We start from the raw sequence: 13811 nt of genomic DNA, 5'->3' as shown, positions 1-13811 counted from the left end.
ACTGAACTACCACTCCAGCGCATATTTAAACTGTTATTTTTTCTTATTGGCGGAGTGGACGGGACTCGAACCCGCGACCCCCGGCGTGACAGGCCGGTATTCTAACCAACTGAACTACCACTCCATAATAAGAATATGTTTTACAACCATATGTTGTGTAAGTGTTGGCGGAGTGGACGGGACTCGAACCCGCGACCCCCGGCGTGACAGGCCGGTATTCTAACCAACTGAACTACCACTCCAGCGTGTACTTACAAATTGTCGAAAATTGGCGGAGTGGACGGGACTCGAACCCGCGACCCCCGGCGTGACAGGCCGGTATTCTAACCAACTGAACTACCACTCCACATTTTCGTTGCTGTCTGAGTCTCCCCTGACAGCGGCGTGAATAATACGAACCAACCCCTACTTCGTCAAGGGCTTTTTTGTTTTTTTACAGGTTTTTTAGTCATCTGACATCGAAAGGTTTAAAATTTCACCGGATCTATCACTTTTTGAACCATTTTTGTCGAGTTCTTTTTTTTCATTACTTTGCGGCTCATTTTCAACTGCTGTTTTTTTCTTCAAAAATGGTAAGTTGATTTTCGGCATGATTGATTTTTTCTGCACAAATACACGAATTGCTAACCAACCCAACAGCAAAACCAGTAAATTCCCGCCAACAATTAAACTAATAAATGTAATTGTTGCCATTGATTCGGCTTCCTTAGCAACTCTTTCTATTTCTTGTTGCTGTGCTGGAGTAATAATTGGTGCTGGTAATTCAGGCACCACTTCAATTGGCCGCTCGATTTCAAATTTATAGGTCGGTAAAGTTGCCATAAATTCACGGCCATTCACATTAGTGCCAAAAACAGACAGTTCAACACTGTATCGCCCCCAATCATAATTTTTAATCGTCAGCTGGCGGGTCAAACTGTTTTTAGCATCAAGCGTAAACATTTGCTCTTCATTATTGGGATAATAAATTTTACCTTGGATCAATACCGTCTCTGGTTGCACTATTTGGTTATCGAGGGTAATAGTTAAATGATGTTCTTGCAGGTCATCTTCGGCTAAGGCGATTTCATAACTAAAGGGGGGTTCTTTAACTTCGATAAGATCTTGCACCACGGTGCGCTTTAATAATGGGGTTTCAATATATAGCTCTGGTCGCCATTGTCCGGCTGGGAAAACTAATTTAAATTCACCGGTAAAAATACCATCTTTAGGGCGCTCATCGAAACCACGGCCATCGTCTTTAAATTCAGCAACATTCTGAGTGCCAGCGCCAAAGTTTGCAAAGTCACTGTTATTGGTGCTAATAAAGTCAACATTTAAACTGACCACATCCCGAAACAAGCCCACTTGAATCGGCTCACCATCATTTAGTATTTGCCCTGTAATTTTAACTGTTTCGCCACGAAACAGTAATGGGGGTAATGGTTCGGCTTGTAATTCTACTTCTCCTAACACCACAATCCGGCTTTTCGGCAAAATACTACCAACGACCTGCCAAGGCCCAGGCATTGGCTGCTTAATAGTAATCAGATCATAACTTAGCTCATCAAACCATTGTAGGTTGTCATCTTTTCTCGCCGAGGTTGCATAATATTTACTGCCATCGGGTTTTACCAATACCACTGCTGGTGCACCGGGCTTGCGAAAAAATAATAAGGTGATTTCGTCAACTTTATAATCAATACGAAAACGATTTTCCAGTAAAGGAATTTCATTTTGCCGCCCATCGCGCTGCAGTAAGGTTATTTTATCTTCATTTGTTGCACTGCTGGTGTTTGGTAACATCATAACCAAACACACAACTAACATTATGCTTCTCATGTTTTGCCTTATTCGGCGCGCCATATACATTGACCACCGGCTTCGTTGACTATATTTAATCGCTCTTCGTGAGCGAGTTGCTCATCATTATTGGCTTGTAAGACCACCAGCGGTGGACGGTTTGAATCTAAACGACGCAGTTCTTTTTGTTGTTGCTCACTGCCTTGATTTTTATTTTGATTAAGATTGAGCTTTACCTGCCCCCCCGTCATCGCTAAATAAACGTCAGCTAAGATCTCAGAATCCAGTAGTGCGCCGTGTAAGGTACGCTTAGCGTTATCTACATCATAACGCCGGCATAACGCATCTAAGTTATTCTTCTGTCCTGGATGCAAGTCACGCGCCATTTTGAGGGTGTCGAGAACTTGGCAGTAATCATGGGTTCTTTGATAACCTTGATTGAGCAACGCAAATTCATTATCCATATGACCGACATCGAACGGCGCATTATGAATTACCAGCTCCGCCCCTTTAATATAGTCGAGAAACTCTTGAGCTATTTGATGGAATAACGGTTTATCACGTAAAAACTCATTAGTGATACCATGAACATCAATGGCTTCTTCGTCACTTTTGCGCTGTGGGTTGATATAAACGTGAAAGTTATTGCCGGTTAAACGACGATTCACTAATTCCACACAGCCAATTTCAATAATACGATGCCCTTGTTTAGGGTCGATGCCGGTGGTTTCTGTATCTAAAACTATTTGTCTACGTGCCATATCGAATTTAGCCTGACTCTGGTATCTTTCTATAATCACTTTATTGTACATAAGATCAAGGGAAAACAGTGCAAAAAACCGTAGAGATTTACACCGATGGCTCATGTTTAGGTAATCCGGGCCCCGGCGGTTATGGTATTTTTATGTTTTATAATGACCACGAAAAAAAATTAAGCCAAGGCTATACCCTCACCACCAATAACCGAATGGAAATGCTCGCAGCAATTGTTGCTCTTGAGAGTTTAAACCGCCCGTGTGAGATAAACCTCACCACCGACAGCCAATACGTGAAACAAGGTATTGAATCATGGCTTGCTAACTGGAAGAAGCGAGGCTGGAAAACGGCTGCTAAAAAACCAGTTAAAAATGTCGATTTATGGCAGCGTCTTGATGCAGCCTGCGCCCGTCATAATGTGACTTGGAAGTGGGTAAAAGGTCATAGCGGCAATAAATACAATGAAATTGTTGATGATTTGGCGCGTGATGCCGCTGGCAGTAAAGATTTATTAGTCGATGAAGGTTACAACCCTGAATAATATTAGTAGGTAATTCATCATAAACCATTTAACAACTTAGTTATATGATATAAGCTTTGGATATATTAAATAATGGAGTTGTTAAATGGCAATCTCGATCGAGTCTTTTTTTCATCAGCAAAGTGCTACCTTTACTTATCTAGTGTCTTGCCAAACCACTAAATCTGCCATGTTGATCGATGTCCCTGCTGACTTTGATGCTGCTAGCGGTACGTTAAGTTTTCAGACCGCCGACGAGATCATTGCCCATATAAACGATAACCAACTTATTCTTGAGTGGGTTTTAGAAAGCCACGCCCATGCAGATCACATTACTGCCGCCAGTTATATAAAGCAGCAACTTGCGACATATCATCCTTGCAAGTTAGCAACCGGTAAAAAAATAATACAAGTGCAGGAGCATTTTAGCCGCCTGTATAATATTGATATGCCATGTGATGGCAGCCCATTTGAACAGCTATTTACTGATAACGAGCATTTTGCACTGGGCGCACACAAGGTTACTGTATTAGCGACACCAGGTCATACTCCAGACAGTGTGTGTTATTTAATTGAAGGCAACTTGTTTGTTGGTGACACATTTTTTATGCCCGATAGCGGTACTGCACGCTGTGATTTCCCAGGTGGCAGTGCCAAAACGCTTTATCAGTCACTGCAACGTATTTTAGCCCTGCCCGATGAAACTATTTTATGGATGTGCCACGACTATCAGCCGGGTGATCGCCCGCTTGCCAACAAAACATCGGTACTCGAGCAGCGCACCAGTAATATTCATCTACAAGCCTCTGAGCAAGATTACATAACAACCCGTAGCGCCCGTGATGCAACACTCAGTGCGCCTAAATTATTGCACCCAGCAATACAAATGAATATTCGCGCAGGCCAATTACCAAAAGCACAGCAAAACAGTCAGCGTTATTTAACGCTTCCGCTCACAGTGTTGCTTTGAGGTTTGCCGTAAACCCGCTCCTTTTACTGGAGCAAACTGTGGACGAGCGTGCCATTTAGGCTTTATGGGTGTCAAAGGCGCAACTCGTTTACGAGCGACCAACATATACACACTTCCCATGGGTTTTAGATATTGCTTGGTAAAACGTCGCCATGGCGCAAACCGCGATAAACGGTTGCCTCGTGCTAATGACGAATAAATAAAACGTTCATCACTGACTATTTCAAAACCTAATAGGTTAAGCCAATCTTTTACTCGTGCGGGAGTAAAAAAGCGTCCCGTCCATGGCAACTTTTGACCGCTAAAGGGCAACAATTGCGCCAGTCCACATAAACTAAATGGGTTAAACCCGGTGATCACCATATAGCCACCTGGTATTAAGGTGCGATGTGCTTCACGTAATATATGATGCGGATCGGTGTGATACTCTAAGCAATGGCTTAATATACAGGCATCAACACTGTGCTCGTAAAAAGGGAGCTCATCTATATCGGCAACAACACCTGTAAATGGTCCTGACTCTGCTACGCAGACTTGGTGTTTAATGGTGCTTTTACTGGTATTAAGTTCGCCACTGAGATTACCGAGTTTTAACATGTGATAGCCAAACATTCGCGGTAACCACTTGGCCATTTTACGTTCTATATCACTACGTAAATAGTCACCATGAGGAAACTCTTGCCACGACAGTGGTTTGGGTCCTTCTTGAAAACTAAGGGCTGGTTTCATACGCTGAGCTCGTTATACTGTTTGATATCGTCACTTTATAGAGCAATGTCACATGGTGCAAGTCAAAGCAATTAAAGCCTTTTCTGATAATTACATTTGGTGCCTTAGCGACCCTACAAGTTCGCAAGCATGGGTAGTTGACCCAGGTCAAGCTGAACCAGTGTTAACTTATTTAAACCAAGCAGGTTTGACCTTAGCGGGTATTTTAGTTACCCATCATCATTATGATCATACTGATGGCGTAGCCACTTTGTGTGAAAAATTTGTAGGTATTGATGTATACGGCCCACACAATAGTCCATTTAAAGGGATCACAAAACCATTAATGGACGCGGATAAGATAACCGTACTTGGTACGGAATTTACCATCATAACAACACCTGGACATACCTTAGATCATATTTGTTACACTAATCCTGTGCTTGCTTTTACAGGTGATACTTTATTTAGCGGTGGCTGTGGGCGTTTATTTGAAGGAACCGCTGAGCAAATGCAGCACTCTTTTGATAAATTAAAAAAATTACCGCCTGAATGTGAAATTTATTGTACCCATGAATACACGCAGTCAAATTTAGCTTTTGCGTTGGCGGTGGAACCTAGCAACCGCGATTTAATTGAGTACGCACAGTGGGTAGATATTCAGCGTCAAAATAATCAAATTACCTTACCAAGTACACTCGCATTAGAGCTAAAAATAAACCCATTTATGCGAACTGATATTACTGGAATACTAAAGCGCTTACCTGAAACATATAATCCGAGTACAAAAAACACCTTACAAAATAATGAACCTTGGCAAAACTTTGCAGGTCTTAGAATCTGGAAAGACCATTTTTAAAAAACAATCTAATAATAATCAAGCAATTAAATTTTTAGATAGTTGATTATTACGATTTTAGATAGTCAAAAAGTGGCAATGTTATCTCATTACAGGTAGTATTCGCCGAGTTTTTTACCTGATGCATTGGTATTTATGAATAAATCCCCCCTTGTTTTAGCCTTAGCACTAGTGCTAAGTGGATGTCAAACATTAACATCAACACAACCTGATGACCTAGTTGCTAATCACCCAGAACAATCGCAACTTGAAGGCGCAAGCCCAAATGATATTAGCGAAGCGTTGATGATCAATGCGCAATATCACCAAGTAAATGATGTAGATGAAGCACCTATTTTTGATGATGTATGGGAGCGTATTCGTTATCAACTATCGATTGAAGTCCCGCAAAATCGCCCTGTCGTCACTGAGCGTAATTACTACGCAAGACACCAAGCTTATTTAGACCGTATTTCAAAACGTGCTGAGCCTTATCTACATTTTATTGTAGAAGAAATTGAAAAACGCGATATGCCAATCGAAATTGCATTGCTGCCGATTGTTGAAAGTGCCTTTGATCCATTTGGCTACTCATACCGCAGTGCATCAGGTATTTGGCAATTTATGCCACAAACTGGTGAGCGTTTTGATTTAAAGCAAAACTGGTGGTACGACGGTCGTCGTGACATTGTACAATCAACCCGTGCGGCGCTTGATTATCTATCTTATTTACATAAAACCTTAGAGGGTGATTGGCTCAACGCCATCGCGGCCTATAACTCAGGTGAAGGGCGTTTATTACGCGCCATAAAAAAGAACCGTAAAAAGCACTTGCCTACTGATTTTTGGTCTCTTGATTTACCCAGTGAAACCACCACCTACGTACCAAAACTATTAGCATTATCAGACTTATTAAAACGCCAAGATGACTTTGGGATAAAGTGGAACCCGATTATCAATGCACAAGTTGTTGAAGCGGTTGATGTAGGTTCACAAATTGATTTAGCACTGGCCGCGGATATGGCTGATATTAGCCTGACTGAATTATATCGTTTAAATCCAGGTTTTAATCGCTGGGCAACGGATCCAAATGGTCCTCACTTTTTATTATTACCAACAGATAAAGTTGAGCAGTTTCAACAATTATTAGCTAAAACAGCGATGAAAGATCGTCTGCGTTGGCAACAATATATTGTCGCAAGCGGTGACAGTTTATCGGTGATTGCGAAAAAGTTTGCCACCAGCACCAGTGCTATCAAATCACTCAATAAACTAAAGTCAAATACCATTCGTATTGGTCAGCAATTATTAGTGCCGTTAAGTGACGGTGCAATCAATAGTAAACACTTACCAAAGCAAATGCGTATGGCGGTGAATAACAATAGTCAAAAGAAGCTCTCGCATACGGTTAAAAATGGCGATACTTTATGGGATATAAGCCGAGAGTACGATGTAACCATTAATGAACTCGCTAGCTGGAATAAACTTAAAAAGAATAGTGTGTTACGTTTAGGACAAAAGTTAACGGTTTATCAGAGCCCTACGACCCCTCAGGCGGCGTTAGCCAGTACCAATCGAACAATCACCTATAAAGTTCGCCGTGGTGACTCTCTGGCTCGCATCGCAGCTAAGTTTAATTTAACAGTCAACGATATTATCAAATGGAATGACTTATCAGGACAAAAATACTTACAACCAGGACAAAAGTTAAAGCTTAAAGTGGATGTGAAAAGCACCTAAACGAAGTTATACAGATAATAAAAAAGAGCGTTTTCGCTCTTTTTTATTATCTACTGAGGTAACTTAGCTAACCACTCTTGGAGCCATGGCTGAGTTACTGGCCAAGGTTCAAAATCTTCACAGGCATCGATTTCTAAACGATGACCGATAGGTTGTGCTTGTAAGTCACGAAATAACTCATCAAAACTTCGCCCTGCGCCACAAAACGTATCACCATAACTTCGGTCGCCCATGGCGATAATACCGTATGGCTTAGCAGTTAACATAGGAAAAGTGCTATTCAACTCGTTAAAAAAACCAGCAAGGTTGTCAGGAATATCACCTTGTCCGGTGGTCGAGGTGATCACTAAAATATGTGTGGCTTGCTGAATATCTGCAATGGTTGGTTGATCAACTAAATTTACGCTGTGCCCTGCTTGTTCTATTGCGTCAATAACGTCGTCACTTAAACGCTCGGCACCACCATAAACACTGCCTACAAATATGCTAATAGTTGCCATTAATAATCCTTCTCTTGATGTGGCCAGCCAAGCTGTTGACAAATAGTGAGCATTGCTTCACCTAGCGGCGCTTTAATATTGATTTGTTGTTGAGTATAAGGGTGCACAAAATTAAGCTCAGTTGCAAATAACATTAATCGACGTAATGCAAAATGCTCTCTAAAAAATTGGTTATGCTGATTATCACCATGATTAACATCACCAATAATAGGCAGTGATAAATGTTTTAAGTGACGGCGGATTTGATGCTTACGACCAGTTTTAGGAAAGCACTCCACCAGCGAATAGCGCACTGTTGGGTATTTATCAATTGGTATCGGTAACATTGCTTGCTGCAAGCAGTTAAACTGAGTTTGTGCCTCTTGTGGGGCTTTATTTTGATCAGCAAACTTATCCGCAATTTTATCCAGCTGTTCTTTTAGTGGTTTATCTAAAAACACCGACTCCGGAGCAAAACCACGCACTAACGCGAGATAACGTTTCGAGATTTGATTATCAATAAATAACTGATTAATGTCCCGTGCAGCTTCAGAGCTCAATGCAAACAGTAACACACCTGATGTTGGCCTATCTAAACGATGCACAGGGAACACATGCTGGCCAATTTGATCGCGCAGCATCTGCATCGCAAATTGTGTTTCGTGTTTATCTAAAAATGATCGGTGTACTAATAAACCAGAAGGCTTATTAATTGCGATATAGTTTTCATCACGGTACAAAATTTCAAGCTCGCCAAACTCAACGGGGGCTGGACGTTCATTCACTATTACTTCTCTTCCTAATAACTTATCAAGCTGAGCTAATAATTGCATCACAGCTGCACCACCATTTTTTTGCGCTAACATGAGTTCAGCCATTGGCGCGATGGCAAAATTACTCGGTAACGGCTGTTGTTGAGCGACTAACATTTGCATTTTTTCAATAAATACAAATTGTAACCACTGCTCAAACGCCATAGTATCGTGACAAAATGGCACTGTTGAGTTTAACGCTTGCGGATCAATTGGAGTATTTTGCCAAAGTTGATGCTGTTTTAATAAGTCTTCGAGTTGCGTTAAGTAAGTTTGGGTCTGTTGGTACATAACCACCCTTGTTGATTATCATTGCTTGATTATACCCTGTTCCAACATGGCCTGCTATGGCGTATAATTTAACGAATTTTGCAGTAAAAATCAGTGGATCATTATGACCGAGCAGATCGCAACCTTAGGGCAATTACTTGATGGCGCAGGCACAAATTGGCGCGTTTTTGATATTGGCAGACATATTACCAAGCTAGATAAAAAGCAATTTTTAGCCATTGAGCAAGCACAGATCCCCTATCCTTTCCCGCTCGCAGGCCATGCATGGTTAGCTATTCAGTTTTGGGATAGCAAAGCCAGTAGCGAGCCCTACGTGTGGTTTTTAAAGTTTCCAGTTGATGAGCAAAGCAAACTGGTATGCGCCAGTCGCGATCACTTTGCCAATATGGTAATAGAAGCACTTGGCAATGATTTGACCGGCGAGCAAGCTGACGGGAAGCTTGATAATAACCCGTATGTGTTTACACCTAACGCAAATAAACTAGCTACATTTAATGCACAGTTAAAAGTGTTATTAAAACAACCTGCCTCACAATATTATGAGTACACCCAACTGTATTTTAGTGGCAAACTAGGGTTTGATAATTGGCAAAGTGTGGCAGTACAGGGTATTGCTGATTTTGCATTACGCTTAGATAGCGATAAAAATCTAGCGTCATTACAACAAGCCTGGGAGCAACTGCCAGCTGAAGTATTACAACCGCTCAGCGCAATGCTTGAACATGTTGAAATACCGTCGATATTTAGTCAACAATTGTTAAGCTACGCCCAGCAAGCCATTGCGCAAAAAGATACCTTAGCACTGTGTTGTGCCCTACGTGCAATGTCAAAAGCACAAGCGCAAACACTTACGGCACAATTAGTGGATACTATTTTAGATTCAGAAATTGCCACAGAATCGGATGTTTTACTGACCATAGCAGGACGTTGTTTTAACTTGCTCACTGATCCTGAGCGGTTACATATTTTTATGGACAATTGCGCCCATCATCAGCAAATTGAAGAGCTTTTCCCAAGTATTTTTGCTGACTTAGTTGCAATACCGAGTATTCGACCACACTTATTAGGTTTACTTCGTAAAGAAAATCGCAGCGAAACCCTCGCGCGAGCAATTGGAAGGTTATTCTCGTAAATGGCAAGTTTATGGACATTCATTATCATTGGTAGTGTAATTTATTTGTTTTGGCTTAATCGTAAAGTTGCTGAAGCTGCCAACGCACACGCAAAACGTCAAAGCGACCAGCTACAAGTGCAATTAATGAGTGTCGCCTGCACTAAACGCCGCTTTGGCCTTTTAAAAAGCGGCAAACCTGGTATCAAAAGCGAGTTTATTTTTGAATTTTCCAGTGATGGTGAAAGCGTTTATCAAGGGGTGTTATTTATGGAAAATGAAATGCTGAAAAGCGTTTTAGTGCCGCCGCATAAGATTTAGTAGTGAGTTAGTGAGTTAGCAAGTTAGCGAGTTAGCGAGTTAGCAGCGCACACTGATATTTAATCATTTCACGTTAACTATAAAAAACTAAGGCGTAACATATAGTTACGCCCCAATCTGACTTCGTCCATAATAAGGCATCCATACCTACGCCGAAGCTACCATTTTTATCTATCCCCTGAACGGGTATATATCCAAATACACCCTCACATTGCATCTATGCAATATCCTACACATCCTAGTGTTATCCTCTTTGCCTACCTGGCCGTCCTGCGTTTCCAAACGCTCCTATTACTTCCTGTAATATAATCCTTTGGGCTATCCTTATCATTAGCTCCGCTAATGTACCGCATCCTCGCAGTGTCCTAACTCATCCTTGCATCCGTGTTAACTTGTCCATTTGCTTCCTGCTAAGCATCTTGCTTAATTGCCATAATCCGTTTCCTTGGCAGCAGCTCATTCATTGAGTCTGTGTCGTCTTGACAAAGTAAAGTTTAAAGCAAAGTGGACTCAGCGGTAGTCATAAATAATAATAATTTTCATGTAACAAATTTGCCAAAACAATTTTTTCACTATAAAACAGTTTGTTACGATGAAATCAATCATGATCACAGCGATATAAAAGGCTTAAGCGCACGATAATGTGAGACATCTCCTACAGTGACATTTCCATTATGGCGCTTTATCTTAAATCAATGCTGTTGAGCTGATTTAAATAGCAGTTCACCTTGTACATTGTTAAAAGTCAGTTGTTGTAAGTGCACAAAACCTTCACTGGCAAAAAACGCGGTATGTTTATCTTGGGTTACAAATACAGCCATACCCGATGCAGCTGGATTACCGCTAACTAAATCATTCAAGCCACGCAGTAGATGACGGCCGAGGCCTTCACCATGAAAATGAGGATCAACTGCGATAAAGGCTAAAAAATAGTAATTTCCTTGTGCTGCGAGCGCATTACGGATCGTTTGCTCTTTTTCAATTAATTGATTTGTTTGCAAATAGCCAGCACTAAGCATTAACTTTAAACGCCAGTGCCAATAGCGCTGTGCTTGCAGCTGACTTGATGATTCGAATACACACGCAACCGCTTTTAAACGATCATTTTTATATAAACCAATCAGCGGCTGTTTTTCTTGCCAAAAAGTACTGAGCTCTTCACGGATCAGAGCACGTAATTTTTTTTCATAAACGGCTTTATTCGCCTCACTATAATTGAGCATTGGTTGCAATAGCGGATCATCATGATAAGCTTGATAGATTAAGCTCGCAGCAATACTAATGTCTTCTGCAGCGATATATTGAACTCGAAATGTCTCATTTTCAGTCTCAACTGTCATAGCTAGTCCTTTTTATTATTTTGATTTTTTGTACATCAACAACTATAGGTATATTCCTATCTGCGTTAAAAGGCAAATTCAGCGGGTGTTAAACTCTAACAACCCATCATAAAGTTCTATAACTGTTTTACCGTTACCATCAAGGGGCATGACATGGATACCACTAAACACGATATCAATACATTATTCAAACAACTCGGCTTACCAAGTTCAGAGGCTGAGATTGACACTTTCATTGCTGCTCATTCATTACCCGCCACAACATTATTACAAGACGCCCCTTTTTGGGATCAAGCACAACAACATTTTATTGCTGAATCATTAGCAGAAGATGGTGATTGGAGTGAAGTGATTGACGAACTGGATGTACGTTTACGTCAGCAGTAAAAGTATTTGGCTACGGCCAACCACCTGTTATTATACCCGGCGCAGCACATGTTAGTGCTATGCCTTACTTTAAAGAGTTTAAAAATCGAATGAATGCTGTTGTTTTTGATGCAATTAAAGCCCTTCTTGATGAAGGCAAAATTCCTACTGTAGCTTTAACTAAAAGTAAACTGACACAACCTATTCCATTGCCTGTTATTATTGCTGCTGTTAGCCAATATAAAAATAACCCTGATTCTATCCATAATTTAGCAAAACAACCTCAGCAAAAAAGTGAGACTGTAGACAACTCTAGTCAACTTGATCGCATCGAAACAAAACTAGACCGCTTACTGGCACTACTTGAAAAATAATAAATTAGAGATCCATCATGTTTGTTGTTGATTTAACGTTTGATTGTTACCAAGATACGACCCTTGAAAATGCCGAACAAGCGATAAACCGCTTAGTTAATGCACTGCGCTTTAATGGGCAAATAATGGGAGAAGAATTCCCAACAGTATTAAAAGATGGCTACTTTGTAACGCGTGTTATGTGTCCAACTGATGATGCAATGCACCCGCTCAACAACAGTCCATTTGTAAAACACAGCATTGATAAATTACATAGCGCTGGATTGCTGGCACCAAAAGTAAAAGTGATCGGCCAAGATATTCACTCTAATGGTGCAGATGAGTGTCATGAGCCGTCCAGCTATATTTTATATACAACCTATGTGCATACATGTAGTCCGCTGTATTGCGGTGATGATTTTTTACCCGTTCCGTTGTTTAAAATACCCGCGATTGCCAATGGTGATTATAAAACTTTAATAAAATGGCAAGAAGACTGGCAAGCTTGCGACCAAATTCAAATTAATGGTGCAACGCGTTGTGAATTTCCTGCATTAGATGAAATATCAAACATTGATAGCGATCTTTCTCGTCGCGGTAAAGATATTGCCAAACGTGTTAGCTTTTTAACTAAAAAGCCAGTTTATTATTATTTGTATCGGGTTGGTGGCAAAGACAAAGCATCTGAGCTTGAACGTAAATGCCCAGGCTGTAATAACGAGTGGAAGTTACCTGAATCATGGTTTGGCTTATTTGATTTTAGATGTGAACCATGTGGTTTAGTGTCTAATATATCGTGGGATTTTCAGTAATAAAAACAAAAGGGAACTGCAGTTCCCTTTTTTAGCATTGTTATATTTCAAGTGCTGCAATAAACTCTTCAAGATTAGCCGCTAAGGTATGATGCGGTTTCTTTCCGACATACTCTAAACATACTTCACCTGAAGAAATTAATACTGATACTAATAAGTCGTCTTGATCCGTTAGGCCTATAAATACCGTTGGCTCTTGCTTAAGCTTACGCTTCATCAATACATGCCCGGTTATATTTTGCTGCAGTAAATCAAAGTCATCTTCATTCCAAGCTTGCAGTAACTCCACGCTATGTTGGTTTATTTTGGCAGTAATTGCTCCAGCAAAAAACGCGCCATAATACTCATTCAGTGCTTGTGGAAATTCAACCTCAAGGGCTGCTGCTAAATCAGTTAAAGAGCCTGTAGGACTGCGACGCGTCGCCTGCCATTGGATCATACCATTTGCATCCGCACTGCCAACCTCACAAGGGCTTGACCAATCACTGTCGTGCTCAATACATGGTAATGAATCTGTCTGCTCTAACTGGCGCTGGGCAAATCGTTGATGAAGTTGTTCTAGTTCTGTAGCAATACTCATACTGTGAAACTCATAAGCTTTAGGTATAATGG

Annotated in this window: 16 protein-coding genes, 3 tRNA genes and 1 pseudogene; 9 read left to right on the top strand and 11 right to left on the bottom strand. The window is 40.9% G+C overall.

The window, feature by feature from the left end; translation table 11 throughout:
* Positions 1-47: 47 nt before the first annotated feature.
* From H5201_RS13895 to dnaQ, 5 genes are all read right to left on the bottom strand, one after another.
* Positions 48-124 (bottom strand) — tRNA-Asp (locus tag H5201_RS13895).
* 41 nt (positions 125-165) lie between these two features.
* Positions 166-242: transfer RNA gene (locus H5201_RS13890), tRNA-Asp, on the bottom strand.
* 27 nt (positions 243-269) lie between these two features.
* A tRNA-Asp gene (locus H5201_RS13885) sits at positions 270-346 on the bottom strand.
* A gap of 98 nt (positions 347-444) precedes the next feature.
* Positions 445-1788, bottom strand: a complete 1344-nt coding sequence (locus H5201_RS13880) for a TIGR03503 family protein (RefSeq protein ID WP_404675522.1) — start codon at positions 1786-1788, stop codon at positions 445-447.
* A gap of 41 nt (positions 1789-1829) precedes the next feature.
* Positions 1830-2543, bottom strand: coding sequence for a DNA polymerase III subunit epsilon (gene dnaQ / locus H5201_RS13875; RefSeq protein ID WP_182784880.1), 714 nt, complete (start codon positions 2541-2543; stop codon positions 1830-1832).
* A gap of 68 nt (positions 2544-2611) precedes the next feature.
* On the opposite strand from dnaQ, the gene rnhA reads away from it, so the two are divergent.
* Positions 2612-3079 (top strand): ribonuclease HI, encoded by a 468-nt coding sequence (gene rnhA, locus H5201_RS13870; RefSeq protein WP_145241653.1) that lies wholly within the window; start codon positions 2612-2614, stop codon positions 3077-3079.
* An 85-nt stretch (positions 3080-3164) separates the two neighbouring features.
* Positions 3165-4028, top strand: a complete 864-nt coding sequence (locus H5201_RS13865) for an MBL fold metallo-hydrolase (RefSeq protein ID WP_149982933.1) — start codon at positions 3165-3167, stop codon at positions 4026-4028.
* Here H5201_RS13865 and H5201_RS13860 read toward each other — a convergent pair.
* Positions 3999-4757: a class I SAM-dependent methyltransferase gene (locus H5201_RS13860; protein WP_145241649.1), complete on the bottom strand. Its 759-nt coding sequence runs from the start codon at positions 4755-4757 to the stop codon at positions 3999-4001. The genes H5201_RS13865 and H5201_RS13860 overlap by 30 nt on opposite strands.
* Before the next feature lie 52 nt (positions 4758-4809).
* Here H5201_RS13860 and gloB point away from each other — a divergent pair, with 52 nt between their 5' ends.
* Together gloB and H5201_RS13850 are read left to right on the top strand one after the other, a co-directional pair.
* Positions 4810-5595, top strand: a complete 786-nt coding sequence (gene gloB, locus H5201_RS13855) for a hydroxyacylglutathione hydrolase (RefSeq protein ID WP_182784878.1) — start codon at positions 4810-4812, stop codon at positions 5593-5595.
* Between the two features lie 135 nt (positions 5596-5730).
* A complete protein-coding gene (locus H5201_RS13850) occupies positions 5731-7314 on the top strand; it encodes a LysM peptidoglycan-binding domain-containing protein (RefSeq protein WP_182784875.1) in 1584 nt (527 codons plus the stop codon).
* A 50-nt stretch (positions 7315-7364) separates the two neighbouring features.
* Here the strand turns inward: H5201_RS13850 and H5201_RS13845 are convergent, their stop codons facing one another.
* The 3 genes and pseudogenes from H5201_RS13845 to H5201_RS23225 all read right to left on the bottom strand — a co-directional run.
* Complete coding sequence (locus tag H5201_RS13845; protein WP_149982930.1) at positions 7365-7814, bottom strand: flavodoxin; 450 nt, start codon at positions 7812-7814, stop codon at positions 7365-7367.
* Positions 7814-8578, bottom strand: coding sequence for a tRNA pseudouridine(65) synthase TruC (gene truC, locus H5201_RS13840; RefSeq protein WP_310736236.1), 765 nt, complete (start codon positions 8576-8578; stop codon positions 7814-7816). The genes H5201_RS13845 and truC overlap by 1 nt, the downstream gene beginning before the upstream one ends.
* A 30-nt stretch (positions 8579-8608) precedes the next feature.
* Positions 8609-8896, bottom strand: a pseudogene (locus H5201_RS23225) (YqcC family protein); the annotation flags it as partial.
* 103 nt (positions 8897-8999) lie between these two features.
* Between H5201_RS23225 and H5201_RS13835 the strand changes: the two are divergent.
* A complete protein-coding gene (locus H5201_RS13835; RefSeq protein WP_182784873.1) occupies positions 9000-10028 on the top strand; it encodes a DUF3549 family protein in 1029 nt (342 codons plus the stop codon).
* Entirely contained in the window at positions 10029-10328 is a 300-nt protein-coding gene (locus H5201_RS13830) for a DUF3301 domain-containing protein (RefSeq protein ID WP_169019573.1), read from the top strand.
* Between the two features lie 692 nt (positions 10329-11020).
* Here H5201_RS13830 and H5201_RS13825 read toward each other — a convergent pair.
* Complete coding sequence (locus tag H5201_RS13825) at positions 11021-11668, bottom strand: GNAT family N-acetyltransferase (RefSeq protein WP_145241634.1); 648 nt, start codon at positions 11666-11668, stop codon at positions 11021-11023.
* Positions 11669-11821: 153 nt separating this feature from the next.
* On the opposite strand from H5201_RS13825, the gene H5201_RS13820 reads away from it, so the two are divergent.
* The 3 genes from H5201_RS13820 (at position 11822) to H5201_RS13810 (ending at position 13199) form a co-directional block, all read left to right on the top strand.
* The gene (locus H5201_RS13820) at positions 11822-12055 is read left to right on the top strand and encodes a DUF2789 domain-containing protein (protein ID WP_145241632.1); all 234 of its coding nucleotides are present in this window, start codon (positions 11822-11824) and stop codon (positions 12053-12055) included.
* Positions 12056-12144: 89 nt separating this feature from the next.
* Positions 12145-12408 carry a hypothetical protein gene (locus H5201_RS13815; RefSeq protein WP_182784871.1) on the top strand — a complete coding sequence of 88 codons (264 nt, stop codon included), beginning with the start codon at positions 12145-12147 and terminating at the stop codon, positions 12406-12408.
* Between the two features lie 17 nt (positions 12409-12425).
* Positions 12426-13199: a Zn-ribbon-containing protein gene (locus H5201_RS13810; protein WP_149982924.1), complete on the top strand. Its 774-nt coding sequence runs from the start codon at positions 12426-12428 to the stop codon at positions 13197-13199.
* A 40-nt stretch (positions 13200-13239) separates the two neighbouring features.
* Here H5201_RS13810 and syd read toward each other — a convergent pair whose 3' ends face one another.
* Complete coding sequence (gene syd / locus H5201_RS13805; protein WP_182784869.1) at positions 13240-13779, bottom strand: SecY-interacting protein; 540 nt, start codon at positions 13777-13779, stop codon at positions 13240-13242.
* Positions 13780-13811: the final 32 nt, after the last annotated feature.

Source organism: Pseudoalteromonas sp. SG43-6 (assembly GCF_014164365.1).
In the GTDB taxonomy this organism is placed as follows: domain Bacteria; phylum Pseudomonadota; class Gammaproteobacteria; order Enterobacterales; family Alteromonadaceae; genus Pseudoalteromonas; species Pseudoalteromonas rhizosphaerae.
The sequence above is the reverse complement of the archived record's forward strand: the minus strand, read 5'-3'. Positions and strand labels throughout refer to the sequence as shown.

What these genes read in the sequence shown, in the direction of transcription:
- H5201_RS13880 (WP_404675522.1), bottom strand. Translation starts at nt 1,788, where the DNA reads ATGATGTTACCAAACACCAGCAGTGCAACAAATGAAGATAAAATAACC.
- dnaQ (WP_182784880.1), bottom strand. Translation starts at nt 2,543, where the DNA reads ATGGCACGTAGACAAATAGTTTTAGATACAGAAACCACCGGCATCGAC.
- H5201_RS13865 (WP_149982933.1), top strand. Translation starts at nt 3,165, where the DNA reads ATGGCAATCTCGATCGAGTCTTTTTTTCATCAGCAAAGTGCTACCTTT.
- H5201_RS13860 (WP_145241649.1), bottom strand. Translation starts at nt 4,757, where the DNA reads ATGAAACCAGCCCTTAGTTTTCAAGAAGGACCCAAACCACTGTCGTGG.
- gloB (WP_182784878.1), top strand. Translation starts at nt 4,810, where the DNA reads ATGGTGCAAGTCAAAGCAATTAAAGCCTTTTCTGATAATTACATTTGG.
- H5201_RS13850 (WP_182784875.1), top strand. Translation starts at nt 5,731, where the DNA reads ATGAATAAATCCCCCCTTGTTTTAGCCTTAGCACTAGTGCTAAGTGGA.
- H5201_RS13845 (WP_149982930.1), bottom strand. Translation starts at nt 7,814, where the DNA reads ATGGCAACTATTAGCATATTTGTAGGCAGTGTTTATGGTGGTGCCGAG.
- H5201_RS13835 (WP_182784873.1), top strand. Translation starts at nt 9,000, where the DNA reads ATGACCGAGCAGATCGCAACCTTAGGGCAATTACTTGATGGCGCAGGC.
- H5201_RS13830 (WP_169019573.1), top strand. Translation starts at nt 10,029, where the DNA reads ATGGCAAGTTTATGGACATTCATTATCATTGGTAGTGTAATTTATTTG.
- H5201_RS13825 (WP_145241634.1), bottom strand. Translation starts at nt 11,668, where the DNA reads ATGACAGTTGAGACTGAAAATGAGACATTTCGAGTTCAATATATCGCT.
- H5201_RS13820 (WP_145241632.1), top strand. Translation starts at nt 11,822, where the DNA reads ATGGATACCACTAAACACGATATCAATACATTATTCAAACAACTCGGC.
- H5201_RS13815 (WP_182784871.1), top strand. Translation starts at nt 12,145, where the DNA reads ATGAATGCTGTTGTTTTTGATGCAATTAAAGCCCTTCTTGATGAAGGC.
- H5201_RS13810 (WP_149982924.1), top strand. Translation starts at nt 12,426, where the DNA reads ATGTTTGTTGTTGATTTAACGTTTGATTGTTACCAAGATACGACCCTT.
- syd (WP_182784869.1), bottom strand. Translation starts at nt 13,779, where the DNA reads ATGAGTATTGCTACAGAACTAGAACAACTTCATCAACGATTTGCCCAG.